At 65.1% G+C, this 25,863-nt stretch carries 27 protein-coding genes; 15 read left to right on the forward strand and 12 right to left on the reverse strand.

What is annotated here, in order from left to right:
* Positions 1–70: 70 nt before the first annotated feature.
* From DKT70_RS14180 to tldD, 4 genes are all read right to left on the reverse strand, one after another.
* On the reverse strand, positions 71–775 hold the full coding sequence (locus DKT70_RS14180; RefSeq protein ID WP_111559762.1) for a CoA transferase subunit A: 705 nt from the start codon (positions 773–775) through the stop codon (positions 71–73).
* 135 nt (positions 776–910) lie between these two features.
* Entirely contained in the window at positions 911–3,634 is a 2,724-nt protein-coding gene (gene topA / locus DKT70_RS14185) for a type I DNA topoisomerase (RefSeq protein ID WP_111559801.1), read from the reverse strand.
* An 82-nt stretch (positions 3,635–3,716) separates the two neighbouring features.
* Positions 3,717–4,844, reverse strand: coding sequence for a DNA-processing protein DprA (gene dprA / locus DKT70_RS14190; protein ID WP_111559763.1), 1,128 nt, complete (start codon positions 4,842–4,844; stop codon positions 3,717–3,719).
* 63 nt (positions 4,845–4,907) lie between these two features.
* A complete protein-coding gene (gene tldD / locus DKT70_RS14195; RefSeq protein WP_111559764.1) occupies positions 4,908–6,332 on the reverse strand; it encodes a metalloprotease TldD in 1,425 nt (474 codons plus the stop codon).
* A 202-nt stretch (positions 6,333–6,534) separates the two neighbouring features.
* Between tldD and coxB the strand changes: the two genes are divergently transcribed.
* From coxB to DKT70_RS14245, 10 genes are all read left to right on the forward strand, one after another.
* Positions 6,535–7,437: a cytochrome c oxidase subunit II gene (coxB, locus tag DKT70_RS14200; RefSeq protein ID WP_111559765.1), complete on the forward strand. Its 903-nt coding sequence runs from the start codon at positions 6,535–6,537 to the stop codon at positions 7,435–7,437.
* A gap of 70 nt (positions 7,438–7,507) precedes the next feature.
* Positions 7,508–8,425, forward strand: coding sequence for a heme o synthase (gene cyoE / locus DKT70_RS14205; RefSeq protein WP_111559802.1), 918 nt, complete (start codon positions 7,508–7,510; stop codon positions 8,423–8,425).
* Positions 8,425–8,631 (forward strand): hypothetical protein, encoded by a 207-nt coding sequence (locus DKT70_RS14210; protein WP_111559766.1) that lies wholly within the window; start codon positions 8,425–8,427, stop codon positions 8,629–8,631. The genes cyoE and DKT70_RS14210 overlap by 1 nt, the downstream gene beginning before the upstream one ends.
* Positions 8,628–9,200: a cytochrome c oxidase assembly protein gene (locus DKT70_RS14215; RefSeq protein WP_111559767.1), complete on the forward strand. Its 573-nt coding sequence runs from the start codon at positions 8,628–8,630 to the stop codon at positions 9,198–9,200. Before DKT70_RS14210 ends, DKT70_RS14215 begins: the two co-directional genes overlap by 4 nt.
* A gap of 30 nt (positions 9,201–9,230) precedes the next feature.
* Positions 9,231–10,058 carry a cytochrome c oxidase subunit 3 gene (locus DKT70_RS14220; protein ID WP_111559768.1) on the forward strand — a complete coding sequence of 276 codons (828 nt, stop codon included), beginning with the start codon at positions 9,231–9,233 and terminating at the stop codon, positions 10,056–10,058.
* A 76-nt stretch (positions 10,059–10,134) separates the two neighbouring features.
* The gene (locus DKT70_RS14225; RefSeq protein ID WP_111559769.1) at positions 10,135–10,806 is read left to right on the forward strand and encodes an SURF1 family protein; all 672 of its coding nucleotides are present in this window, start codon (positions 10,135–10,137) and stop codon (positions 10,804–10,806) included.
* Between the two features lie 10 nt (positions 10,807–10,816).
* Complete coding sequence (gene thrC / locus DKT70_RS14230; RefSeq protein WP_111559770.1) at positions 10,817–12,193, forward strand: threonine synthase; 1,377 nt, start codon at positions 10,817–10,819, stop codon at positions 12,191–12,193.
* A gap of 62 nt (positions 12,194–12,255) precedes the next feature.
* The gene (locus tag DKT70_RS14235) at positions 12,256–13,464 is read left to right on the forward strand and encodes a M16 family metallopeptidase (RefSeq protein WP_111559803.1); all 1,209 of its coding nucleotides are present in this window, start codon (positions 12,256–12,258) and stop codon (positions 13,462–13,464) included.
* Entirely contained in the window at positions 13,464–14,045 is a 582-nt protein-coding gene (locus tag DKT70_RS14240) for a GNAT family N-acetyltransferase (RefSeq protein WP_111559804.1), read from the forward strand. The genes DKT70_RS14235 and DKT70_RS14240 overlap by 1 nt, the downstream gene beginning before the upstream one ends.
* A 12-nt stretch (positions 14,046–14,057) precedes the next feature.
* The gene (locus DKT70_RS14245) at positions 14,058–15,455 is read left to right on the forward strand and encodes an FAD-binding oxidoreductase (protein ID WP_111559771.1); all 1,398 of its coding nucleotides are present in this window, start codon (positions 14,058–14,060) and stop codon (positions 15,453–15,455) included.
* On the opposite strand, the gene DKT70_RS14250 is transcribed toward DKT70_RS14245, so the two are convergent.
* Complete coding sequence (locus DKT70_RS14250; RefSeq protein WP_072298482.1) at positions 15,452–15,985, reverse strand: adenine phosphoribosyltransferase; 534 nt, start codon at positions 15,983–15,985, stop codon at positions 15,452–15,454. The two genes, DKT70_RS14245 and DKT70_RS14250, sit on opposite strands and share 4 nt — an antisense overlap.
* Positions 15,982–16,584: a flavin reductase family protein gene (locus tag DKT70_RS14255; RefSeq protein ID WP_111559772.1), complete on the reverse strand. Its 603-nt coding sequence runs from the start codon at positions 16,582–16,584 to the stop codon at positions 15,982–15,984. Before DKT70_RS14255 ends, DKT70_RS14250 begins: the two co-directional genes overlap by 4 nt.
* A 111-nt stretch (positions 16,585–16,695) precedes the next feature.
* Between DKT70_RS14255 and DKT70_RS14260 the strand changes: the two genes are divergently transcribed.
* A complete protein-coding gene (locus tag DKT70_RS14260; protein ID WP_111559773.1) occupies positions 16,696–17,292 on the forward strand; it encodes a GNAT family N-acetyltransferase in 597 nt (198 codons plus the stop codon).
* Positions 17,252–18,028, forward strand: a complete 777-nt coding sequence (locus DKT70_RS14265) for an EcsC family protein (protein WP_111559774.1) — start codon at positions 17,252–17,254, stop codon at positions 18,026–18,028. The genes DKT70_RS14260 and DKT70_RS14265 overlap by 41 nt, the downstream gene beginning before the upstream one ends.
* Here DKT70_RS14265 and DKT70_RS14270 read toward each other — a convergent pair whose 3' ends face one another.
* Positions 18,029–19,561, reverse strand: coding sequence for an ATP-dependent DNA helicase (locus DKT70_RS14270; RefSeq protein WP_111559775.1), 1,533 nt, complete (start codon positions 19,559–19,561; stop codon positions 18,029–18,031).
* A 96-nt stretch (positions 19,562–19,657) separates the two neighbouring features.
* On the opposite strand from DKT70_RS14270, the gene DKT70_RS14275 reads away from it, so the two are divergent.
* On the forward strand, positions 19,658–19,864 hold the full coding sequence (locus DKT70_RS14275) for a hypothetical protein (protein ID WP_111559776.1): 207 nt from the start codon (positions 19,658–19,660) through the stop codon (positions 19,862–19,864).
* A gap of 158 nt (positions 19,865–20,022) precedes the next feature.
* Positions 20,023–20,229: a hypothetical protein gene (locus tag DKT70_RS14280; protein WP_111559777.1), complete on the forward strand. Its 207-nt coding sequence runs from the start codon at positions 20,023–20,025 to the stop codon at positions 20,227–20,229.
* A gap of 39 nt (positions 20,230–20,268) precedes the next feature.
* On the opposite strand, the gene ccrA is transcribed toward DKT70_RS14280, so the two are convergent.
* Positions 20,269–21,558: a crotonyl-CoA carboxylase/reductase gene (gene ccrA / locus DKT70_RS14285; RefSeq protein WP_111559778.1), complete on the reverse strand. Its 1,290-nt coding sequence runs from the start codon at positions 21,556–21,558 to the stop codon at positions 20,269–20,271.
* 209 nt (positions 21,559–21,767) lie between these two features.
* Here ccrA and DKT70_RS14290 point away from each other — a divergent pair, with 209 nt between their 5' ends.
* The gene (locus DKT70_RS14290; RefSeq protein ID WP_111559779.1) at positions 21,768–23,726 is read left to right on the forward strand and encodes a protein meaA; all 1,959 of its coding nucleotides are present in this window, start codon (positions 21,768–21,770) and stop codon (positions 23,724–23,726) included.
* A 106-nt stretch (positions 23,727–23,832) separates the two neighbouring features.
* Here the strand turns inward: DKT70_RS14290 and rpmE are convergent, their stop codons facing one another.
* Genes rpmE through rimM form a run of 4 tightly spaced genes read right to left on the reverse strand, consistent with a single transcriptional unit; the run spans position 23,833 to position 25,821 of the window.
* Positions 23,833–24,054, reverse strand: coding sequence for a 50S ribosomal protein L31 (gene rpmE, locus DKT70_RS14295; protein ID WP_072298490.1), 222 nt, complete (start codon positions 24,052–24,054; stop codon positions 23,833–23,835).
* A 14-nt stretch (positions 24,055–24,068) separates the two neighbouring features.
* Complete coding sequence (gene rplS, locus DKT70_RS14300) at positions 24,069–24,452, reverse strand: 50S ribosomal protein L19 (RefSeq protein ID WP_108503348.1); 384 nt, start codon at positions 24,450–24,452, stop codon at positions 24,069–24,071.
* Positions 24,449–25,324: a tRNA (guanosine(37)-N1)-methyltransferase TrmD gene (gene trmD, locus DKT70_RS14305; RefSeq protein ID WP_111559780.1), complete on the reverse strand. Its 876-nt coding sequence runs from the start codon at positions 25,322–25,324 to the stop codon at positions 24,449–24,451. Before trmD ends, rplS begins: the two co-directional genes overlap by 4 nt.
* Positions 25,321–25,821, reverse strand: coding sequence for a ribosome maturation factor RimM (gene rimM / locus DKT70_RS14310; protein WP_111559781.1), 501 nt, complete (start codon positions 25,819–25,821; stop codon positions 25,321–25,323). The genes trmD and rimM overlap by 4 nt, the downstream gene beginning before the upstream one ends.
* Positions 25,822–25,863 lie beyond the last annotated feature (42 nt).

Here is a 25,863-nt window from a genome sequence, read left to right on the forward strand (position 1 = left end):
CCGTCTTCCAGCTCCTGCGCCGCGCGGGCGGCCATGCGGTTGCGGTCCCAGCCCTTGGGTGCCTCGGCCATCACGCGACCTCCTGCTTGCGGGTGGTGCGCTGTTCGATGCGCTTTTCGTGGTGGCCCTGCACGATGCGGTGGACATAGATGCCCGGCAGGTGGATCTGGTCGGGGTCCAGGCTGCCGCGCGGGACGATCTCCTCGACCTCGGCCACGCAGATGCGCCCGCACATGGCGGCGGGCGGGTTGAAGTTGCGGGCGGTCTTGCGGAAGACCAGGTTGCCGGTGTCATCGGCCTTCCAGGCCTTCACGATCGACAGATCCGCCACGATGCCGCGTTCAAGGATATGGGTCTGGCCGTCGAAATCCTTGTGCTCTTTGCCTTCGGCGATCATCGTGCCGACGCCGGTCTTGGTATAGAAGCCCGCGATGCCGCTGCCGCCGGCGCGCATGCGTTCGGCCAGCGTGCCTTGGGGATTGAACTCCAGCTCCAGCTCCTTCGACAGGTACTGGCGCATGAATTCCGCGTTTTCGCCGACATAGCTGCTGATCATCTTGCGGATCTGGCGGGTCTGCAACAGGATCCCCAGCCCGAAATCGTCGATGCCGCAATTGTTGCTGGCGACGGTCAGATCCTTCGTGCCCGCGTCCCGGATCGCCGCGATCAGCAGCTCGGGAATGCCGCAAAGGCCGAACCCCCCCGCCGCGATGAACATCCCGTCATGCAAGACACCCTCAAGCGCCTCCGACGCCGTCCCGTAAACCTTCTTCATCGGGCCTCCTTCCCAAGTTTCCTGCCGTTGCTGGGGTTGTCGCCCGTGCCCCCGCAAGTGTCAATCGCGGCAGAATGTGTTAGCGCCGCCACACTTGGGGTGCGGCGGCGCTTTGGACGGAGCTGATCCTGGGCGTCATTCCCCGGTGGGGGCGTCATCCGGCTTGGCGGTCGTCTTCTTCGCAGCAGGCTTCTTGGCTGCGGGTTTCTTGGCAGCCGTGGCTTTCTTGGTCGCCGGTTTTTTCGCGGCGGATTTCTTGGCTGCCGGTTTCTTCGCCGCCTTCTTGGGCGATTTGGCCGCCTTGGCCGCGATCAGCTCCAGCGCCTGTTCGACGGTCAGGTCAGCCGGTTCGACATCGCGGGGCAAGGTCGCGTTGATCTTTTCCCATTTCACATAGGGGCCATAGCGCCCGCTCATGACCTGGATCGCGCCGCCATCGGGGTGATCGCCCAGTTCCTTCAGGGGTGCGGCGGCGGCTCCGCGACCACGGGTCTGCTTGGCGGCCAGAACCTCGACCGCACGGTTCATGCCGATGGTAAAGACCTCATCCACGTCCTGAATGTTGGCGTATTTCGAACCATGCTTCACATAGGGCCCGAAACGACCGATCCCGGCCTCGATCAGCACGCCATCCTCGGGATGGGGGCCGACGGGGCGGGGCAGGGACAGCAGCTGCACGGCCTGGTCCAGGTCCAGCTTGGCCGCGTCCCAGCCCTTGGGGATGGAGGACCGCGGCGGCTTGGGAACCTCCTCGGTAGCCTCTCCACGCTGGACATAGGGCCCGAAACGGCCGGTCTTCAGGCTAATCTGGTCGCCCGCATCCTCGCCCAGGACGCGGTCGCCCACCGGTTCCTCGCCATCAGGCGCCGAAAGCGGGCGGGTATAGCGGCATTCGGGATAATTCGTGCAGCCGATGAAAGCCCCGCCCGAACGCGCGGTCTTGAGGTTCAGGCGACCCGCATTGCAAAGCGGGCAGACGCGCGGGTCACCTCCATCCGCACGCGGCGGATAGAGATGCGGCGCCAAGGCTTCGTCGATGGCATCCAGCACTTCGGTAATGCGCAGTTCCGAGGTGCCCTCCAGCGCCTTGGAAAAATCCTTCCAGAAACGGCCCAGAACCTCGCGCCACAGGCGGTCGCCGGCGCTGATCTCATCCAGTTCGTTTTCCAGGTTCGCGGTGAAGTCATGGCTGACATAGCGCGGGAAATACTTGATCAGGAAGGTCGTGACCAAGCGGCCCTTGTCTTCGGGGATCAGGCGGTTCTTGTCCTTGCGGACATAGTCGCGGTCCTGGATCGTGGTGACGATGCTGGCATAGGTGGAGGGGCGGCCGATGCCCAGTTCCTCCATGCGCTTGACAAGCGTGGCTTCGGTAAAGCGGGGCGGGGGCTGGGTGAAATGCTGGCGCGCGGCGGTGGACGCGGCGTCGTTCATCAGCAGGCCGGGGGCCGCACGCTGGCCCTTGGGCGCGTCGGGCAGGGGATCGGTCTTGTCGCTCGCCTTGGCGAATTCGGCGTCGAAGCCGCTGGCGACCAGCGTCGCGGCCTCGCCTTCGGTGATGGCGGGCAGGCGGGCGCTGTCCTCGCCCTCATCGTCGTCCCGGCCCTGGTCATAGACGCGCAGGAAACCGTCGAACAGCATCACCTGGCCGGTGGCGCGCAGCCCGACCTGGTCGTCGGGGCTGGCGATTTCGACCGTCGTGCGCTCCATCCGGGCCGCTTCCATCTGGCTGGCGATGGTGCGCTTCCAGATCAGGTCATAGAGCTTGCGCTGGTCATCCGCGCTCAGCTTCAGCTTGTCGGGCGACATCATCATGTCGGTCGGCCGGATGCATTCGTGGGCTTCCTGCGCGTTCTTGGCCTTGTTCTTGTACATGCGTGGCGATTTGGGCAGGTAGTTTTCACCGAACTTGGCCTTGATCGCGTCGCGGGCGGCCATCACCGCCTCGGGCGCCATGTCGATGCCGTCGGTCCGCATATAGGTGATCAGCCCGGCCTCGTACAAACGCTGCGCCGCCGACATGCAGGCCTTGGCCCCCATGCCCATCTTGCGGCTGGCCTCCTGCTGCAGGGTCGAGGTCATGAAGGGCGGCCAAGGATTGCGGCTGGCGGGTTTGGCAGTGACGCCCGTGACGCGCAGATCGCGGCTGGTGACGGCGCTGACGGCCATCGCGGCCTGTTCGGCGGTCGCAAGGTCAAACCGGTCCAGCTTGGACCCGGCCAAGGTTGTCAGCGTCGCGTCGTATTCGTCACCTCCGGGCGTGGCCAGGCGGGCATGGACGGACCAGTATTCGCGAGCCTTGAAGGCCTCGATCTCCATTTCCCGATCGACGATCAGGCGCAGACAGACGGATTGCACGCGGCCCGCCGATTTTGCGCCTGGCAGCTTGCGCCACAGGACCGGCGACAGCTTGAAGCCCACCAGATAATCCAGCGCACGACGCGCCAGATAGGCATCGACCAGCGGCTGGTCGATCTGGCGCGGCTTGGCCATGGCTTCGGTGACGGCGGATTTGGTGATGGCGTTGAAGGTGACGCGGCTGACCTCGCTGGTCTTCTTCAGCGATGTCTGCAGCGCCTCCAGCAGGTGCCAGCTGATCGCCTCGCCCTCGCGGTCGGGGTCGGTGGCCAGGATCAGGTTGGGATCATCCTTCAGCGCATCCTTGATGGCCTTCAGGTGCTTCTTGCTGTCCGCGGCGACTTCCCATTTCATGTCGAAATCATGGTCGGGATCGACGCTGCCATCCTTGGGGGGCAGGTCGCGGACATGGCCGAAACTGGCCAGAACGCGGTAATCGCCGCCCAGGTATTTTTCGATGGTCTTGGCCTTGGCCGGGGATTCGACGACGACAACGGGCATGGGAACCTCGGACAGCTGCAATGGGGCGGCAACATGGGTGCAGGTCGCCCCACTGTCAACGGGTGCCGGACGTGGGGCCGGCTCAGGACAGGGCCAGCCGACCCCCGGCCAGACGCGTGATGCGCCCCTGCAGTTCCAACGACAACAGCGCCGCACTGACCGCCGAGGCGGCCATGCCCAAGTCGCGGATCAGGTCGTTTTCGTCAGTGGGTGAAGGCGTCAGCTGACCCAGGATGCGATCCTCTAGCGGCATCGCGGTCACGGGCGGTGGAATTCTGGCAGCGGGCGGCGCGACTGGTCTGACCGGGGCAGGGGCGGTCATGGTCACGAATTCGCGCTGAGGCGCCTGTTCCAACGCCTCGGCGACGTCGGCGGCGCTGCGCACCAGCGTCGCGCCGTCGCGGATCAGCGCATTGCAGCCCGCCGCTCGGGCATCCATGGGGTGTCCGGGGACGGCCATCACCTCTCGTCCCTGGTCCAGCGCGTTCCGGGCGGTGATCAGCGTGCCGGAGCGCTGCGCGGCCTCGATCACGACAACAGCGCGGGACAGGCCCGATACGATGCGGTTGCGGGTCGGGAAATGGCGCGCGGTCGGTTCGGTGCCGGGGGGCTGTTCCGATACCAGTACCCCGCCTTCAGCGATCTGGGCGGCAAGCGGGGCGTTTTCTGCCGGGTATATGACGTCGATGCCGCCCGCCATGACGGCGATGGTGCCGGTCGCCAGGCTGGCCGCATGGGCCGTGGCATCGATGCCGCGAGCCAGGCCGGCGGCAACGACCAAACCCTGTTCGCCCAGGCCCGCCGCCATGCCCCGCGCCATGCGCAGCCCTAGCGAAGAGGCGTTGCGTGCACCGATGACTGCGACGACGGATGCGGACAGCAACCGCGCATCGCCCCGCACCCACAGGATGGCCGGCGCGCCGTCGATGTCGCGCAGCGATGCGGGATAGAGGGGCGAATCGCAGCGGATCAAGTGCGCGCCCGCCCGTCGCCCGGCGGCCAGTTCGGTGGCGGCCACACCTTCGGGACAGACCTGATAACCGCTGACCCCGGACTGCGCCGCGATATCGGGCAGGGCGGTCAGCGCCGCGCGGGCGGACCCATGTTCCGCGATCAGCCGGTGAAAGGTGGTGGGCCCGACCCGGCGGGACCGGATCAGCCGCAGGATCGACAGATCGTCATCGGCGCTGATCGAAACGCTGCTGTTCATGATGCCTCCGGCCCGGTGCCCGGACAGGAATAGCGCGCGAATGGTTAACAGGCAGTTAGCGGATCACCCCGCCGCCGATCCGCCCACCGTCAGCCCGCCGATCATCAGCGTCGGCTGTCCCACGCCCACCGGCACCCATTGGCCTTGCTTGCCGCAATTGCCGATGCCGGGGTCCAGCGCCATGTCATTGCCGATGCCGCGGATCTGCTGCAGCGCGGTCGCGCCGTCGCCGATCAGGGTCGCGCCGCGAATCGGGTCGCCCACGACGCCGTTCTTGACGCGATAGGCTTCGGTGCAGGAAAAGACGAACTTGCCATTGGTGATGTCCACCTGGCCGCCGCCAAAGCCCACCGCATAGATCCCGTCCTTCAGATCGGCCAAGATCGCCGCCGGGTCGGCATCGCCGCCGGGCATATAGGTGTTGGTCATGCGTGGCATCGGCACATGGGCATAGCTTTCGCGCCGCCCGTTCCCGGTGGGGTCGACACCCATCAGCCGCGCGTTCTGGCGGTCCTGCATATAGCCGACCAGGATGCCGTCCTCGATCAGCACGTTGCGGGCGGGGGGCGTCCCCTCGTCGTCGATGTTGATGCTGCCGCGGCGGTCGGGAATGGTGCCGTCATCGACCACGGTGACGCCGGGGGCGGCCACGCGCTGGCCCATCAGCCCGGCAAAGGCCGAGGCCTTCTTGCGGTTGAAATCGCCCTCCAGCCCGTGACCGACGGCCTCGTGCAGCAGGATGCCGGGCCAGCCCGCGCCCAGGACGACGTCCATCACCCCCGCCGGCGCGGGAACCGAGCGCAGGTTCACCAGCGCGATGCGCAGCGCCTCGTCGACCAGACCCTGCCAATGGGCGGGCTCCATCAGGGCGTCCAAGGCGAAACGCCCGCCGCCCCCGGCATTGCCACTTTCGCGGCGGTCGTTGTTTTCCACGATGACTGCGACATTCAGTCGCGTCATCGGGCGGATATCCGTAGCCAGCCCACCTTCGGGACGCAGGATCGCGACCTCCTGCACGCTGCTGCCCATGGAGGCGGTCACCTGCACGACGCGCGGGTCCAGCTGGCGGGCATAGGCGTCGATCTGGCGAAGCAGGTCGATGCGGCGCGCGATGGTGATGTCCTGCGCGGGGTCGATCGGACGATAGAGGTCCACCGGCGTCATGGCCGGTGCGGGCGCCATGACGCCGCCGCCCTGACCCACCGCCAGCCGCGCGGTTTCGGCTGCGCGTTGCAAGGATGGCACAGTGATCTCGCTGCTGTGGGCGTATCCCGACACCTCGCCGCGCACGGCGCGCAGCCCGAAGCCCTGGCCCGCCATGAAGCTGGAATTGCGCAGCCGGCCATCGTCGAAGAGCAGCGTTTCGGACTGGCTGCGTTCCAGGAACAGCTCGCCATCATCGGCGCCATGCACGGCTTGCCGCAGGATGTTCAGGGCGGTGTCGCGGTCAAGCTGGGCGGCGAAGGGATCGAAGGGCGGGCGGCTCATGCAGGTCTCCTTGCAGGGGCGGGGAGGGGGCAAAGCCGGGGCGCGGCAGCGGGTCGCGTTCCCTCTTTGGCCGGAAATGCTGTAGTCATGTCTTGCCCGATTGGGCTAGATATGGTCATAGAGCGGTCACTGTGAAAGGAAAAGGGGCAGCCTGACGGCAGCCCTTGCGGCCATATTGGCCGGGCCAACGCAACGGGATGGAATGATGGCAAGAGCGATGATTCGCCGTGCAGTCGCGGCAGCTACGGGGTTCGCATCTGCGGGCGTGTTGGCCGGGGCTGCGATGGCGCAGAGTGCCGTGGGCGAACTGCCCACGATCGGCAAACCGGTGGCAGGGGGCATGGGCTTCCAACCCGCCTCGACGGAACTGGCGCGCGACCAGCAATGGCTGGACCATTTCGTGCTGATCATCATCACGGTCGTGACCATCGTGGTCTGCGCGCTGCTGCTGTACGTGATCGTGCGCTTCAATTCGCGCGCCAATCCCGTGCCGGCCAAGTTCACGCACAACACGCCGCTGGAAGTGGCATGGACGCTGGTCCCTGTGCTGATCCTGGTGGCGATCGGCGCGTTCTCTCTGCCGATCCTGTTCCGCAGCCAGGAAATGCCGGCGGACCCCGATGTGGTGGTCAAGGTCACCGGGCATCAGTGGTACTGGTCCTATGAATACCCCGACAACGGCGTCGCCTTCGATTCGCTGATGCTGGAAAAGGGCGACTTGGCCGAGGCGGGCTACAGCGAGGACGAATACCTGCTGGCGACCGACACCGCCGTCGTGGTGCCGACCGGCCAGAACATCCTGCTGCAGGTCACGTCGGGCGACGTGATCCATTCCTGGACCATCCCGGCCTTCGCCGTGAAGCAGGACGCCGTTCCGGGCCGCATCGCCCAAGCCTGGTTCAACGTCGAACAGGAAGGCACCTATTTCGGTCAGTGCAGCGAACTCTGCGGCATCAACCACGCCTACATGCCGATCGTCGTGAAGGCCGTCAGCCCCGAGGTCTATGCGGCCTGGGTTGCCGAACAGGGCGGCACGCTGGAGGAAGAGGCGCAGACCGCAGCAGTCGACACCGACGCCGCCGTCGAGGTTGCCGAGGCCAACTGATCCGAATGATCCCGATCCGGCCGGCATGATGTCGGCCGGATCTGATATTTCCGAACCGATTGCAGGCATGATGGCCGATATCAACGCATATGAGCACACCCCCGAGGCCCAGTTCGGCGATTACGTCGCGCTGCTGAAGCCGCGGGTCATGTCGCTTGTCGTGTTCACGGCATTCGTCGGCCTGTGGGTGGCACCTGGCCCGGTGCATCCCTTCATCGGCTTCTGCGCCGTGCTGTTCATCGCCCTTGGCGGCGGTGCATCGGGCGCGCTGAACATGTGGTACGACCGCGACATCGACGCGATCATGACCCGCACGCAAAGCCGGCCGATCCCGTCAGGACGCGTCGAACCCGGCGAGGCCCTGGGCGTCGGCATCGTGCTGTCGGTGATTTCGGTGATGATGCTGGGGCTGGTCGCGAACTGGTTCGCGGCGGCTTTCCTGGCCTTCACCATCTTCTTCTATGCCGTGGTCTATACCGTCTGGCTGAAGCGCTGGACGCCGCAGAACATCGTCATCGGCGGTGCCGCGGGTGCCTTCCCCCCGATGATCGGGTGGGCCTGTGCGACCGGCGGGATCAGCATTGAATCGCTGCTGATGTTCGCGCTGATCTTCTTCTGGACGCCGCCCCATTTCTGGGCGCTGGCGCTGTTCATGAAGGAAGACTATCACAATGCGGGCGTGCCGATGCTGACGGTGACGCATGGTCGTCGTTCCGCGCGTCGCCACATCTTCGCCTACACGCTGGTGCTGGCGCCCTTCGCCATCTGGCTGGGCCTGACCTCGGTCGGCGGGCCGCTCTATATGGCGGTGGCGGTCGTCCTGAACGCGATGTTCATCCATGGCGGCTGGAAGATCCTGCAGCGTAGCGAAGAACAGGCGATCGCCGATGGCTATGCCGTGGAAAAGCGGGTCTTCAAGCTGTCGCTGGTCTATCTGTTCGTTCATTTCCTGGCGCTGCTGGTGCAGGGCTGGATGGGGGGCTGGTGATGCCGATCCAGGCGGAACACGAAATTCATGGGCGGCGCAGGTCGCGCAATGTCGGTCTTGGCCTTGTGTTGATCGGCTTCGTCGCGCTGGTCTTTGCCCTGACGGTCGTCAAGGTGCGTCAGGGCGGGCTGATCGAAGGATATGACCACCAGCCGCGCGTCTCGCTGACGCCGCTCGACGGTGAAACCAAGGGAGACGCGCCATGAAACGCCTCAGCCCCGAAGGACGCACTGCCGCCACCCTGGTCGGGGTCGTCGTGACCATGGGCGCGCTGGCATGGGCGGCCGTGCCCTTCTACAACTGGTTCTGCCAGGTCACGGGGTTCGGCGGCACGACGCAGGTCGCCGAAACTGTCTCGGACGAGGTTCTGGACGAGACCGTCCGGGTCCGCTTTGATGCCAATACCGACAGCGATCTGGGCTGGACCTTCAAGCCCATGCAGACCCGCATGGACCTGAAGATCGGCGAGAACGGCCTGGCCTTCTACGAGGCGGTGAACAACACCGACCAGCCTCTGACGGGGACCGCCAGCTATAACGTGGCGCCGGACGTGGCGGGGTATTACTTCATCAAGGTGCAGTGCTTCTGCTTTACCGAACAGACGCTGCAGCCCGGCGAACGCGTCGAGATGCCGGTCAGCTTCTATGTCGATCCCGAGCTGGTGACCGACCCGGATGCCGATTACGTGCGCGACATCACCCTGTCCTATACCTTCCACCGGACAGAGCCGCGCTCGGCGGCGCTTGACACGGCACCTGCCGAAAACATCAATTAGACGAACTAGGGGAGCCGACGGGGATCCGACATGGCGCATGCTAAGAACCACGACTACCATATTCTTCCGGCCTCGGTCTGGCCCTTCCTGGCAGCGGTGGCGGTTTTCGTCATGCTGTTTGGTGCCGTCGCCTGGATGACCGGTCAGGTCACCATCGCGGGCGCCGAGATCACCGGCCCCTGGATGTTCGCCATCGGCTTCATCGGCACCTGCTATGTCAGCTTTGGCTGGTGGGCGGACATGGTTCGCGAAGGTGAGCAGGGCGATCACACCCCCGTCGTCCGCATCGGTCTGCAATACGGCTTCCTGCTGTTCGTCATGTCCGAGGCGATGCTGTTCGTCACGCTGTTCTGGAACTTCATCAAGAACGCGCTGTATCCAATGGGCGAAAACAGCCCCATCACCGATGGCGTCTGGCCGCCCGAAGGCATCGTGACCTTCGATCCCTGGCACCTGCCCTTCATCAACACGCTGATCCTGCTGCTGTCGGGTGTGGCCGTCACCTGGGCGCATCACGCGCTGGTCCATGAGGGCGACCGCAAGACGACCATCAACGGCCTGATCGTGGCCGTCGTGCTGGGTCTTCTGTTCACGGCCCTTCAGGCCTATGAATACAGCCATGCCGCGTTTGGTCTGGCCGACACCTCCTATGCCTCGGCCTTCTACATCGCCACCGGCTTCCACGGTCTGCACGTGATCATCGGGACGATCTTCCTGTTTGTCTGCCTGATCCGCCTGATGCGTGGCCAGATGACCCAGAACCAGCATTTGGGTTTCGAAGCCGCTGCCTGGTACTGGCACTTCGTCGACGTGATCTGGCTGGTGCTGTTCGCCGTGATCTATATCTGGGGCAGCTGATACGCCGACCCTGACATCCGGAACGCGCGGGGGGCAGCCTCCGCGCGTTTTTCGTTGCCCCATCCGGAGCCCGTCCATGCGCCGCTATCTATTCCCGCTGATCCTTGGCATCGTCGGTTGCACCATCCTGATCCAGCTAGGCCTGTGGCAGCTGGACCGCATGGCATGGAAGCAGGGCCTGCTGGACCAGATCACCGATGGCATTCAGGCCGATCCCGTGCCGCTGCCGGATCAGGTCGACCCGTCGATGAAATACCTGCCGGTCACCGTGACGGGGACCACCACGGGGCAGGAGATCGAGGTGCTGTCGCAGATGCGCGATCAGGGCGCGGGATATCAGGTCGTGTCGCGCTTTGTCACCGATGACGGGCGCGCGATCCTGCTGGACCGCGGTTTCATCCCGCAGGAGGCGCGGCATCTGGAACGCGGGCCGACCCGGCTGCGCGTCACGGGCAACCTGCATTGGCCCGCCGATACCGGCAGCTCGACCCCGGCGCCCAATCTGGACGAAAACATCTGGTTCGCGCGGGATGTGGACGCGATGGCCAAACACCTGGACACCCAGCCGGTCCTGGTCGTGGCCAGCTTTGTCGAAGGCGAGGCCCAAGGCGTCATCCCCATGCCCATCGCCATCGAGGGTATTCCCAACAACCACCTCTCCTATGCCGTCCAGTGGTTCATGATCGCTGCGGTCTGGGCGGTGATGACACTGGCGCTGATCTGGCGTATCAGACAGCGCAGCTATTGAAGGATTTCCGATGCGTTACGTCTCGACGCGGGGTCAGGCCCCGGTTCTGAACTTTGAACAGGCCATGCTGTCCGGGCTGGCTCGGGACGGGGGGCTGTATCTGCCGGAGACCATTCCGACATTCGAGGGTCTGTCCGATCTGGACGGCCTGTCCTACGAGGAGGTCGCCTTCCGCGTCGTGCGTCCATTCACGACCGGCAGCTTTTCCGAGGATGAGCTGCGCGGTGCCATCGACCGGGCCTATGCGCGCATCAGCCATGCCGCCCGCGCGCCCCTGGTGCAGCTGGCCCCCGGCCATCACCTGCTGGAGCTGTTCCACGGGCCGACGCTGGCCTTCAAGGATTTCGCGATGCAGCTGATCGCGCAGCTGTTCCGCATCGCGTTGAAGCGGTCGGGCCAGAAGATCACCATCGTGGGCGCGACCTCGGGCGATACCGGCAGCGCCGCCATAGAGGCCTTCAGCGGCATCGAGAATGTCGACGTCTTCATCATGTACCCGCATGGCCGCGTTAGCGAGGTCCAGCGCCGCCAGATGACGACGCCTGCCGCCGAAAACATCCATGCGCTGGCCCTGACGGGTCACTTCGACGACTGCCAGGCGCGGCTCAAGGATCTGTTCAACGATCATGCCTTCCGCGACGACGTGGGGCTGGCGGGCGTGAACAGCATCAATTGGGCGCGGGTCGTGGCGCAGATCGTCTATTACTTCACGGCGACGGCCAGCCTGGGCATGCGCCCCACCGATTTCTGCGTGCCGACCGGCAATTTCGGCGACATCTTCGCGGGCAGCATCGCGCGGTCGATGGGCCTGCCGATCCGCCGCCTGATCGTGGCCACCAACCAGAACGACATCCTGCACCGCGCCCTCAGCCAAGGTGAATATCGCGTGGGCGAGGTCGAGCCGTCGATCAGCCCGTCGATGGATATCCAGGTCAGCTCGAATTTCGAACGGGCGCTGTATCTGGCCTATGGCGGCGATGCCGGGGCCGTCAGCCAACTGATGGACGAATTGAAGACCGGTGGCTTTGCCATCAGCCAGGGCGCACTGCAGACCCTGCGCGACCAATACCTGTCGGGCCGCGTGTCCGAGGAGGAGACGCTGGACACGATCCGCGCCATGCGCGAGGCCACAGGCGAAATCCTTTGCCCGCACAGCGCCGTCGGTGTTGCCGTCGCCAACCGCCACCTGGAACCCGGCGTGCCCATGGTGACGCTGGCCACCGCCCATCCCGCAAAATTCCCCGATGCCGTCGAACGTGCCATCGGGGTCCGTCCGGGCCTGCCGCCGCACATGGCCGGGCTGTTCGACCTGCCCGAGCGCGTAACCCGGGTTGAAAATGACGTCGAGGCGCTTAAATCGCTGATCCTCGAGCGGAGAACCAATTGACCCAAGACCCCACCCCCCGACTGACGACCCTTCCCAACGGCCTGTCCATCGTGACGCGCCAGATGCCCGGCCTGCATTCGGCAGCGCTTGGCATCTGGGTCAGTGCGGGTGGCCGCAACGAACGCGCCGAACAGAACGGCATCGCCCATTTCCTAGAGCACATGGCGTTCAAGGGCACGGCCAAGCGCAGCGCCCTGCAGATCGCCGAGGCGATCGAGGATGTGGGCGGTTACATCAACGCCTATACCTCGCGCGATGCGACGGCCTATTATGTTCGCGTGCTGGAGGACGACGTTGATCTGGCCTTCGACGTGATCAGCGACATCGTCCTGAACCCCGCCTTCGATCAGCGAGAGATTGAGGTCGAGCGTGGCGTCATCCTGCAAGAGATCGGGCAGTCCATGGACACGCCCGACGACATCATCTTCGACTGGCTGCAAGAGGCAGCCTATCCCGATCAGGCCATGGGGCGCACCATTTTGGGCCCCGCCGAACGTGTCGGCAGCTTTGGCCGCGCCGATCTGGCGGGGTTCGTCGCCGAAAACTATGGCCCCGGCCAGATGGTTGTCGCGGCCGCTGGTGCGGTCGATCATGACCGGATCGTGCGGCTGGCCGAAAAGGTTCTGGGCCACATGAAGCCCATCCAGCAGGCCCCGCGCGAGGCAGCCACCTGGCAGGGCCGGGAAACGCGTCAGGTCAAGCAGCTGGAACAGGCGCATTTCGCGCTGGCGCTGGAAGGGCCGGGCTACATGGCGCCCGATTTCTATGCGGCGCAGATCTTCTCCTCGGCGCTTGGCGGGGGGATGTCGTCGCGGCTGTTCCAGAAGATCCGCGAGGAGCGCGGGCTGTGCTATACCATCTTTGCGCAATCTGGCTTTCACGACGATACCGGCATGCTGACCATCTATGCCGGGACGGGTGGTGACGATCTGGCCGATCTGACCAACCTGACCATCGACGAGATGAAGCGCGCCGCCGAGGATATGTCCGAGGCAGAGATCGCCCGCGCCAAGGCGCAGCTGCGCGCGGGGCTGCTGATGGGGCTGGAAAGTCCCTCGGCGCAGGCGGAGCGCATGGCCCGCACGCTGGCCATCTGGGGCCGCGTACCGGACCCGGCCGAGGTCGCCGAAAAGATCGCCTCGGTCACCGCCGCAGATGTGCGTGCCCATGCCGAAGGGTTGCTGTCACGGGCCCGCCCGGCGCTGGCGCTTTACGGTCCGGTGGCCGATGCGCCCACGCTTGACGCCTTGGCTGCGCGGTTGGCCGCATGATGCTGGGACGCCGCCGTCCATTTCGGCTGGAAGCCGAACGGATCGTGCTGCGTCTGCCATCCCATTCCGATTTCGGCGCCTGGACGGCGCTGAGATCGGAGAGCCGCGATTTCCTGGTGCCATGGGAACCGGTCTGGTCGCCCGACCACCTGTCGCGGAAAAGCTTTACCAACCGCGTCTATTGGGCCGCGCGCACCAGCAAGGCGGGCACGGCCTTTCCGCTGTTCCTGGTCCGTCGCGACGGCGTGTTGCTGGGCGCGATCACCATGGACAACATCCGCCGCGGCCCGGCGCAATCCGCCACCATCGGCTATTGGATCGGCCAGCGCCATGCGCGCAACGGCTATATGCGCGAGGCGATCGGCATCCTGGTCCATCACGCTTTCACCACGCTGGATCTGTCCCGGATCGAGGCAGCCTGCCTGCCCGAAAACGCCGCATCCCGGGGTGTGCTGGAAAAATCCGGCTTCAAATACGAAGGCGTTGCGCAAAGCTATCTGCAGATCAACGGACGCTGGCGCAACCACGTGCTGTTTGCCAACCTGCGCGGCGACCGGCGCGGCAAGACCGACATCCGCTGAGGGGGAACCATCATGCTGAACGCCGCCGACAAGGCCCTTGCCGCCCGACTGCCCCAAGGCGTGCTGCGCGATCCCGCCCCCCATTACACCGAAGAACCGCGCGGCCGGTATCACGGGCAGGCCGGCCTGATCGCTGCGCCACATGACGTTGAAGAAACCGCTGCCATCATCCGCGCCTGTGCTGCCGCCCGCGTTCCTGTCGTGCCGCGTGGCGGCGGGACAGGCCTGGTCGGCGGTCAGATCATGTCGGACGGCCCCGCACCCCTGATCCTGTCGATGGAACGCATGACCGCCATCCGCGACGTCTTCCCCGAGGAAGGCGTGATGATCGCGGAATCCGGCGTGACCCTGCAGGCTGCGCGCGATGCGGCGGATGCGGCGGGGCGGCAGTTCCCGTTGTCGCTCGCATCGCAGGGCAGCGCCCAGATCGGCGGCGTCCTGTCGACCAATGCGGGCGGCGTCAACGTGCTGCGATATGGCAATGCCCGCGCCCTGTGCCTGGGGGTCGAGGCCGTGATGCCGGACGGCAGCATCCTGCGCGACCTCAAGCGGCTGCGGAAGGACAATACCGGCTATGACATCCGCGACCTGATGATTGGGGCGGAAGGGACGTTGGGAATCATCACGGCGGCATCGCTGGTGCTGGCCCCGAAGCCCGCCGAAACCGGGGTGGCGCTGATGGTGGTGGAAAGTCCCGCCGCGGCGCTGTCGCTGCTGTCCTTGGCGCAGGCGCGCATGGCGGGCGGCGTCACCGCGTTCGAGCTGATCTCGGGGCAGGGGTTGCGGTTCCTGGACGCGGCCTTTCCGGATATGCGCCAACCCTTCGACACGCGCCCCGACTGGCTGGTCCTGACCGAGGTCGGCCCGCCCGCGGGGCTGTCTGCCGACGCCGCGCTGGAGGGCCTGTTCATCGCCGCATCCGAGGCCGGTCTGGCCAGCGACGGGGTGATCGCCCGGTCAGGTCAGCAGGCCGCCGACCTGTGGGCCCTGCGCGAACATATCCCCTTGGCCAACCGTCATGTCGGCGCGATCGCCAGCCATGACATCAGCCTGCCCTTGACCGAAATCACCCATTTCATCCGCGACGCCAGCGCCATGATCGCCGCAGAGGGCGACATGCGGATCAACTGCTTCGGGCATCTGGGGGACGGCAACCTGCATTACAACCTGTTCCCCGCCCTGGGTCGCGTGCGCGAGGATTATGACGATATCCGCAAGGACATGTCCCGCCGCATCCACCAGATGGTCGTGGAACGCGGCGGGTCGTTTTCGGCCGAACATGGGGTGGGTCGCCTGAAGGCCGCCGATCTGGCCCATTGGGGCGATCCGGTCCGCCTGCAGGTCATGCGCGCCATCAAGGCGGCGCTGGACCCGGCAGGCATCATGAACCCCGGTGCGGTGCTGGCCTAGGCGCCTTCGAATTCACACAGCGCGTGTACCGGCATTTCCAGGCTTTCCAGCAGCGCGCGTCCGCCCAGTTCCGGCAAGTCGATGACGAAGGCGCAGCCGACGACCTCGGCGCCAAGGCGGCGGCACAGCTTGATCGCGGCTTCGGCGGTGCCACCGGTGGCCAGAAGGTCATCGACGATCAGCACCTTTTCACCGGGCTTCAGCGCGTCGTCATGGATCTCCATGATCGCTTCGCCATATTCCAGCTGATAGGCCTCGGAGATGACCGCGCCGGGCAGCTTGCCCTTCTTGCGGATCGGGACGAAGCCCGTGGACAGCTGGTGCGCCACCGCGCCGCCAAGGATGAAGCCGCGCGCCTCAAGGCCCACGACCTTGTCGATCCGCGTGCCCGCATAGGCGTGCAGCAATTGATCGACCGCCATGCGAAAGCCGCGCGCATCGGCAAACAGCGTGGTCACGTCGCGGAAGATGATGCCTTCATGCGGAAAGTCGTGGATGGAGCGGACATAGTCCTTGACGGTGCGGTTCATGCAGGGCGGTCCATTTCGAAAAGATCGTGCACGGCGGCGTAATCCTTGTAGCCGAGACGCGCAATCCATCCCCCTGCGGCACGCGGATCGAAACGGCCCTCGACCACGCAATCGTCGCGCATGTGCACGCCGGTGACGACGCCGAAGACGGCGAAGTTGTGTTCGCCAGCCAAGGGCACGATCTGCGTCATGCGGCATTCCAGGTTCGCGGCGGCATGGGTCGCGCGCAGGCAGTCGATCGTGGTGCATTCCGACGATTCGATGCCGGCGGCCTGGAATTCGCTGGTGCCGGCGGGCAGGGGGGCGGAACTGGCATTGACCGCGTCGCGCAGATCGCCGGTGGCGATATTGACGCAGAAGACGCCGGTTTCGATGATCTGGGCGACGCTGTCCTTGGTGCCCTTGCGATCAGCCTTGGCGCCGGTCGAGGCGAACATCACCTGCGGCGGGGTATAGGCGACGGCGTTGAAGAAGGAATAGGGCGCCAGATTGTCACCCTGCGATCCGCGGGTCGAGATCCAGCCGATGGGCCGGGGCGCGATGATCGCGTTGAAGGGATTGTGGGGTAGGCCGTGTCCGGCTTCGGGGCGATAGAACATGTCGGCCTCCTGTTGGTTTGCGCGCCCAACCTGCCACCGCTTTTCCCGGTTCGCAATGTTCCGCCCGACAAAGCGACGTGCTAAAGGGCCGCAAACGCAGAAGGAGGCGCGATGTACGAGATCTGCCCCGAGACCCCGGCAGATACGCCCGAGGTCGAAGCCCTCTATGATCTGTGTTTCGCGCCGGGTCGCACGGCCCTGTCCTCCTATCGGCTGCGCGACGGGGTGCCGCGGGTGGCCGATCTGTGCCTGGTGCTGCGCAGCGACGCCGTCCTGACGGCAGCGATTCGGTTCTGGCCAGTGCGCATCGGGGATTACCCGGTGCTGTTGCTTGGACCGATCGCTGTCCATCCAACCGCCCAGGGCGAGGGATTGGGTGGGCTGTTGATGCGCGACAGCCTGACGCGCGCGACGAAGATGGGTTTCGAACGCGTCCTGCTGGTCGGGGATGCACCCTATTATTCGCGTTTCGGCTTTCAGCGGCTGGACGATGTCATGATGCCGCCCCCCACCAACCCCGATCGGGTTCTGGGGTTGGAACTTCGACCGGGGGCCTGGGTTGGGGTGACGGGCGATGTCGAACGCGCGCCCGAACAACCATCCTCATTGCCGCCCGTTCCCGATCGCGACGATTGTGTCGTGATCGCGCATCCGAAAGAAGACAAAGATGACGCCGCAAACGCCTCAGGTTCTTCCGCCGATCTCTGATCCCACCGTTCATGCCCAGATCGACCGTCTGGCGCTGCGATACGTGAAGGCCCAAGGGTTGGCGATGCAGATGATGGCGCGTCTTGGCAACGGCGCCGAGGGACTGATCCAGCGGCTGCCATCCTTCGTGCGCAACCGTCTGGACGGGGCCACTCGGGCGGCGCTGACGCGGGCCTTCACTGCCGCCTCGGGCAGCCGGCGGGTGCTGCGCGACCGGGGCGATCTGTTCAACCGGATGCTGTCCACCGCCAGCGGCGCGGCGGGTGGTGCGGCCGGTTTCGCCGGTGCCTTGGTCGAACTGCCGTTCACCGTCACGCTGCTGCTGCGGGCGATGCTGGACATTGCCGCCGAACATGGCCTTGACCCGGACAGCGAGGAGGTGCGTTTGGAATGCCTGCGCATCTTTGCGGCCGCAGGCCCGATGACGACCGACGACCAGACGGATCTGGGGTTGCTGGCGGCGCGGCTTTCGGTCACCGGGCAGACGGTCCAAAGCCTCGTCAGCAAGGTCGCGCCGCGTTTGTCGGTGTCACTTGGCCAGAAGATGGCGGCGCAAGCGGCGCCTGTGTTCGGCGCGGTGGCGGGGGCGTCCATCAACTTCATCTTCGCGCGCTATTATCAGGAACTGGCCCGCGTGCATTTCGGGCTGATGCGGTTGGAGCAGGAAACCGGCCTGCCGCCCGAAGCCCTGACCGAAGCGCTGCGCCTGTCCATCGAGGCGCGCCAGGCACGCTGATCAGTCTTCCTGCGCGTCCAGCGACAAGGGCGCCACCTTGGCCAACAGGTCGTCGGTCGACAGGGGGCCTTCGGGGCGGGCCAGCCGCGCCTTGGTCACCCAGTACAGACGTTCCTGCGCCCGCGTGATCGCCACATAGGTCAGACGCTTCCACAGGGGCACGCCAGCCTCGGTCCGGTTCGACCACGCGGCGGCGCTGATGTCGGGGCCAAAGACCTGCACCTGCGGCCATTGGCTGCCCTGCGCCTTGTGAACCGTGACCGCCGCCCCGTGCAGAAAGGCCGCCCCCATGCGCGCGGCATAGGGGATAAAGGGTTCCTCTTGGTCGGGCATCTCGATCTTGACGATGGATGCGGCGGACAGGCGCGGGTCCTCGGCGCCGATCACGTGCAGGCGGGAAAAGCCCGGCTTTCGGCCCGGCCCCAGATAGACGACCTGCGCGCCCTTGATCAGGCCGCGCGCCTCCAGGTCGATACGCTTCTTGCGGTGCTTCAGCGGCAGTTCCAGCCCGTCGCAGATCAGCGGCTCGCCCGGCAGCAGGGCGTCGCCCGGCGCACCGAAGGCGGTGCGGAAGGCATGGATCAACCGGATGCGGGTGGCGTTGCGCCAGACCAGCACGGGGCTGCGGGCCATCAGGTCGCTTTCGACGCGCTCGGCCCAGACCACGCGGTCGTCCTTGCGGGCGGCGCTGCGGATCAGGCTCTCGAAATCCTCGAAGTTCAGCTGATCGTCGGCAAGCGCATGGGCCAGGTCCAGGATGGGGCTGTCATCCGCCTGCCGGTGGATGCGGTTCAGGTACAGACGCTGCGGGGCGGCCAAGCGGTCGAAGACCATCTCGCCCGATTGGCCGACGGGGGCCAGCTGCGCGGGGTCGCCGAACAGAATCAGCGTTGGAAAGATCTCGCGCAGGTCCTCGAACTGCTTTTCGTCCAGCATCGAGGCTTCGTCGATCAGCCCGACATCCAGCCCATCTTCGCGCCGCTTCCAGCCCCGGATGAAATCCGACCCGCGCAATCCCGCCGTCGCCAACGCGCCGGGAATGGACGTGTGGATGTCGTAAAAGGCCTTGGCCTTGTCCAGGGCCGCATCCGACAGCTCCTCGATCACCGGGCGTTCGCCAGTGCCGGTCAGCCATTCGGCGATCTTTTCATATTCCGGGTCATAGACCGGCGTATAGAGGATGCGGTGTATCGTCGTCGCGGGCACCCCGCGCATCCGCAGGACGAAGGCTGCCTTGTTCGTCGGGGCCAGAATCGCGACACTGCGCCGGTCCTTGCGGCGGCGGCCTTCGTAATCAGGGCTGATCAGTTCGACCCCGGCCTCCAGCAGCGCCTTGGTGATCTGCGACAGCATCAGCGTCTTGCCGGACCCCGCCTTGCCAATGACCGCCATGACGCGACCTTTGCCCGATTGCGGGGGGTGGATCTCTTCTGCGATGATGTCGATGCCGGCCGCGCCGAAGGTTTCGGCCAGCGCATCCCATGCGTCGGCCTGATCGGGCGAAAGAGTCGGGGCTGAGGCGGGGATATTCATGCCCTTCCCTTAGCCTGCCTTTTCGCAAAAGCGAAGCGCCGCGCAACTTTTCATGACGTCCAGGCGTGTCTTGGACCATCGAAAGGACGTGTCGCGATGATCGAGCTGTTTTTCGTCACCTGCCTGCTGTCGGACCCCGACCGCTGCCTGGATCACAGCCTTCTGTTCGAGGAGCAGAACGGTTTGTTCACCTGCATGCTGCAAAGCCAGAACGAGCTGGCGCGCTGGATCGAGACCCATCCCCAGGAACAGGTCCGCGAGTGGAAATGCCGCTATGCCGGCGAAACGGATCGCAAGGCCTGACGCCCGAAACTGCCTGAACCGTCGGCAATGCGATGGCGCGACGCCTGCAAAACACGCGCTTTTGCGGTGCGGGGCGAGGGATGCGCCTTGTCGGCTTTGCGGGAATCACCCCAAGCGGCATTCTGTCGTCATGGGAGGGCAACGCAAGGAACTTGCCCATGATCGAATTGCTTTTCGTCGCCTGCCTGTCGGGCGAACCCCAAAGCTGCCGCGACCGCAGCATGATCTTCACGGATGATATCGGCCTGATGGGCTGCATGATGGGCGCACAGGCCCAGTTGGCGAAATGGGCGCAGTCCAATCCCGGCCAGTCGATCAGCGGCTGGAAATGCCGGATGGCTGGTGTGGACGGGCGCGCCGCCTGAGGCCACGGGCTGCCCGCAGGGGACGGCCCGGCCGATGGGTCAGCCGTGACCGGGTTCCAGCGCGTCCTCGAAGGTGCGCAGGCCTGTGCGGGGTGACTGGACCAGAACCGACATGTTGCCGGGCTTGTGTTCGTTGCGGTACATCTTCATATGCGCGGCCGGGATGTCGGCCCAGGGGAAGACCTCGGACATGCATGGGTCCAGCCGGCGTTCCAGCATCAGCTTGTTGGCGGCGCTGGCCTGTTTCAGATGCGCGAAATGGCTGCCCTGGATGCGCTTCTGATGCATCCACAGGTAACGCACGTCGAAGGTGCAGTTGAAGCCCGTCGTGCCCGCGCAGATGACGACCATGCCGCCCTTCTTGCAAACCAGCGTGCTGACCGGGAAGGTCGCCTCGCCGGGATGTTCGAAGACGATGTCGACATTGTTGCCCTTGCCGGTGAAGTTCCAGATGGCAGCGCCGAACTTGCGCGCCTCGGTGAACCACTCCTTGTATTCGGGGGTGTTCACCTTGGGCAGCTGGCCCCAGCATTTGAAGTCCTTGCGGTTGATGACGCCCTTGGCCCCGAGCCCCATGACGAAATCGCGCTTGTCCTCTTCGCTGATGACGCCGATGGCATTGCCGCCCGCCGCGTTGATCAGCTGGATCGCATAGGAACCAAGCCCCCCCGACGCGCCCCAGACCAGCACGTTCATGCCGGGCTTCAGCTCATGCGGTTCATGGCCGAACAGCATGCGATAGGCGGTGGCAAGTGTCAGGGTATAACACGCCGATTCCTCCCATGTCAGGTGCTTGGGGCGGGGCATCAACTGCTGGGACTGGACGCGGGTGAACTGGGCGAAGCTGCCGTCGGGGGTCTCATAGCCCCAGATGCGCTGCGTGGTGGAAAACATCGGGTCGCCGCCGTTGCATTCCTCGTCGTCGCCATCGTCCTGGTTGCAATGGATGACGACCTCGTCTCCGACCTTCCAACGCTTCACCTTGTCGCCCACCGCCCAAACGATCCCCGACGCATCCGACCCCGCGATATGATAAGGCTGCTTGTGCACGTCGAACATGCTGATCGGCTGGCCCAGACCGGCCCAGATGCCGTTGTAGTTGACGCCTGCGGCCATGACCATGACCAGGACCTCGTTGCTGTCGATGGCGGGCGTTTCCACGACCTCTGGCTGCATGGCCTGATCGGGTTCGCCTTGGCGTTCGCGGCGGATGGTCCATGCGTGCATGCGGGCCGGGACATGGCCAAGCGGCGGCATCTCACCCACGGCATAGAGATCCTTGACCGGTGCGTCATAGGGGGCAATCGGGGTCGGTGCGTCGAGGGCCATCGTACTCTCCTGTCATGTGCCGCAGCGCAGAATCGCCGGGCCGATTTCCATCTTGCTATGATATGAAACGCAATAAAGCAACAATCAAGACTTTATATAAGCAATATTGTGTCGTTACGGAACGGAATGCGCCGCGGTGCGGCGAATTGACGTAGTATCATTGTTTCTGTATCGATACTTAAAGCGACACATTATTGCGAGGTTAAGTGATGGCCCAGAAGGACAAACCTTGGCTGTTCCGCACCTATGCGGGCCATTCCACGGCTGCCAAGTCGAACGAACTTTATCGGATGAACCTGTCCAAGGGTCAGACCGGCCTGTCGGTGGCCTTCGATCTGCCCACCCAGACGGGCTATGACAGCGACCACGTGCTGGCACGGGGCGAGGTCGGCAAGGTGGGCGTGCCGGTCTGCCACCTTGGCGACATGCGCGCCCTGTTCGACCAGATCCCGCTGGAACAGATGAATACCTCGATGACGATCAATGCGACGGCGCCGTGGCTGTTGTCGCTCTATATTGCTGCCGCGCAGGAACAGGGGGCCGATATCAGGGCGCTGCAGGGCACGGTGCAGAATGATCTGATCAAGGAATACCTGTCGCGGGGCACTTATATCTGCCCGCCTGCGCCGTCGCTGGCGATGATCACGGATGTGGCGGCCTATACGCGCGAACATCTGCCCAAGTGGAACCCAATGAACGTCTGTTCCTATCACCTGCAAGAGGCCGGGGCGACGCCCGAACAGGAACTGGCTTATGCGCTGGCGACCGCCGTCGCGGTTCTGGACGATCTGAAGGGCAAGGTGCCTGCGGACGATTTTCCTGCCATGGTCGGACGGATCAGCTTCTTCGTCAACGCGGGCATCCGGTTTGTCACCGAACTGTGCAAGATGCGCGCCTTCACCGAGCTGTGGGACGAGATCACCCGCGACCGCTATGGCATCGAGGAGGAGAAGTTCCGCCGCTTTCGCTATGGTGTGCAGGTCAACAGCCTTGGGCTGACCGAGCAGCAGCCGGAAAACAACGTCTATCGCATCCTGCTGGAGACGCTGGCGGTGACGCTGTCGAAGAACGCGCGGGCTCGGGCGGTGCAACTGCCCGCATGGAACGAGGCCTTGGGCCTGCCGCGCCCCTGGGACCAGCAATGGTCGCTGCGGATGCAGCAAATTCTGGCCTATGAGACCGACCTGCTGGAGTTCGGCGATCTGTTCGACGGCAACCCGGTGATCGAGGCCAAGGTCGAGGAACTGAAAGCGGGCGCACGCGCCGAGCTGGACCTGCTGGACCGGATGGGCGGGGCGATTGCCGCGATCGACTATATGAAGTCGCGGCTGGTCGAATCGAATGCCGCCCGGCTTGGGCGGATCGAGACGAACGAGACCATCGTGGTGGGCGTGAACCGCTGGCAGCAGGCCGAGCCGTCGCCTCTGACGGCGGGGGATGGTGGGATCATGGTGGTCGATCCGGCGGTCGAGCAGGATCAGATCGCGCGGCTGGATGCGTGGCGGGCCGGTCGGGACGCCGAGGCAGTCGCTGCGGCGCTGGATGCGCTGCGTGCAGATGCGGCGGCGGGGCGGAACGTGATGCCTGCCTCCATCGCCGCGGCGCGTGCGGGGGTGACGACCGGCGAATGGGCAGGCGTCATGCGACAGGTTCATGGCGAATATCGGGGGCCGACGGGCGTTTCAGCGAACCCCTCGAACCGGACCGAGGGGTTGGAGGAGATCCGCGAGGCGGTGGATGCCGTCAGCCACCGATTGGGGCGGCGCCTGAAATTCCTGGTGGGCAAACCCGGCCTGGACGGCCATTCCAACGGCGCGGAACAGATCGCCTTTCGCGCCCGCGATTGCGGCATGGATATCACCTATGAGGGCATCCGCCTGACGCCCGAACAGATCGTCGCCCGGGCGGCCGAAGAGGAAGCGCATGTCATCGGGCTGTCGATCTTGTCCGGAAGCCACTTGCCGCTGATCCGCGACGTGATGCAGCGCCTGTCAGCGGCGGGATTGACGCATATGCCGGTGATCGTCGGGGGCATCATCCCGGATGAGGATGCACGGGCCTTGTCCGAGATGGGCGTGGCGCGGGTCTATACCCCGAAGGATTTCCAGTTGAACAGCATCATGCGGGATATCGTGACGCTGGTCGAACCCGCCGAGGCAGTCGCCTGATCTGCGTCCCGCGCCCCCCGGACCCCCGTAGGGTATTTCGGCAACGGAGAAATGCGAAACGCCGCCCCAAGGGGCGGCGTCTGCGTGTCTGCAATGGTCGGGGCGATCAGAAGCCGAGACCTGCATATTTGGATTTGAACTTGGTGACGCGGCCACCGGCATCCATGAGGCGGGTGGAGCCACCGTTCCAGGCGGGGTGCGAGGTCGGGTCGATGTCCAGCGTCATCGAATCGCCTTCCGAGCCCCAGGTCGAACGGGTCTGGTAGGTGGTCCCGTCGGTCATCTTGACCTCGATCATGTGATAATCGGGATGGATATCGTTTTTCATCTCGTGACCTCGGTTCAGGCTTTCGCGTCGGATTTGGGGCGGTAGTTGGTCTTCTCGACAATACGTGCCGATTTACCACGACGGTCGCGCAGGTAATACAGCTTGGCGCGACGGACCTTACCGCGACGAACGACCTCGATCGAATCGATGTTGGTCGAGTAGAGCGGGAACACGCGTTCCACGCCTTCGCCGAAGCTGATCTTGCGCACGGTGAAGCTGGCGGCGATGGTGCTGCCGCCTTTGCGCGAGATGCAGACGCCTTCGTAGTTCTGGACGCGCGAGCGGGTGCCCTCGGTCACCTTGTAGCCGACGCGGACGGTGTCGCCGGCCTTGAAGTCGGGAATGTTCTTGCCGAGCTCTGCGATTTGCTCGGCTTCGAGTTCTGCGATCAGATTCATCGCTGTTGATCCTTATCATGCTCGCGGTGGTTCCGCGATTGGTCTGATGCGCCCGAGCGCTGTCGGTCCTTTGCCGGGTCCACATGCGTTTCCGCATATGCCCGCCACAGATCGGGGCGGCGTTCCTTGGTCAGCCGTTCGGCCTCACGGGCGCGCCAGTCGGCAATGGCCGCATGATTTCCCGACAACAGGATGTCGGGGATCTGGCGGTTTTCCCAAAGGGCGGGCTTCGTGTACTGAGGGTGTTCCAGAAGACCCCGGTTGCCGACGGAAAAGGATTCCTCGGCCAGCGAATCCTGATTCCCCAGCACGCGCGGTATAAGCCGGACCGTCGTGTCGATCAAGACCTGAGCGGCGATCTCTCCTCCGGTCAGGACATAATCGCCGATGCTGATCTCCTCGACGTCGTGGGCGTCCAGGACACGTTGGTCGACGCCTTCGAAACGGCCGCAGATCAGCGTGACACCGGGGCCTTGGGCCAATTCGCGGGCGCGGGCCTGGGTCAGGGGTTTGCCGCGGGGCGACATGTAGATGACGGGCAGGCGCGTTCCGCGCGCGGCCTCGCGCAGCGCCGCATCCATCACATCGGCTCGGATCACCATGCCGGCGCCGCCGCCCGCAGGGGTGTCATCGACGTTGCGGTGCTTGCCGACGCCGAAATCGCGCAGGGGAAGGGTCTGGATGTTCCACAGGCCCTGCGACAGCGCCTTGCCGGTCAGCGACAGGCCCAGGATGCCGGGGAACGCCTCGGGGAAGAGTGTGATGACACGCGCGGTCCAAGCACCACGCACCTGCGGTTCGGCCATCAGTTCGCGCGGACGCATGGTGGCGTTGATCGACAGACGCCCATGCGACTTTGGCGGTTTGGTCATTCGTCGGCGCCGGGCGGGTCGGCCACGATGCGGCGCGCGGCAAGGTCGATCGTGGGGACGATGGCCTTGGTGAAGGGCAGCATCAGGATGTCCTTGCCGCCCACGATCTCCAGAATATCGCCGGCACCATGGTCATAGATGGCACGGACGCGGCCCAAGGATTGGCCGCCGGTATCCACGACATCCAGCCCGATCAGGTCGGCGTGATAGAATTCGTCATCGGGAAGCGAGGGCAGGGCCGCGCGCGGTGCCCAGAGCGTCATGCCCTTCAGGGCCTCGGCCTCTTCGCGGGTGGCGATGCCCGAAACGCGGGCGCCGATGCCGCCGGTGACCGGACGGGTCAGCGATACGGCGAAGCTGCGCGTGCCATCCTCGGATGTCAGCGGCGCGTAATTGGCAATGTCGGACGGTTCGGCGCAGAAGCTTTTCAGCCGGACTTCGCCATGGACCCCGAAGGCCCCGGCGATCGCGCCGACACAGATGCGGTCGTCAGCCATTCTCAGCCTCCTGGTTGGTGTCTGGCGGGGTTGCCCCCGCCA

Origin of the sequence: Paracoccus sediminilitoris (genome assembly GCF_003259195.1) — a bacterium.
GTDB lineage: Bacteria > Pseudomonadota > Alphaproteobacteria > Rhodobacterales > Rhodobacteraceae > Paracoccus > Paracoccus sediminilitoris.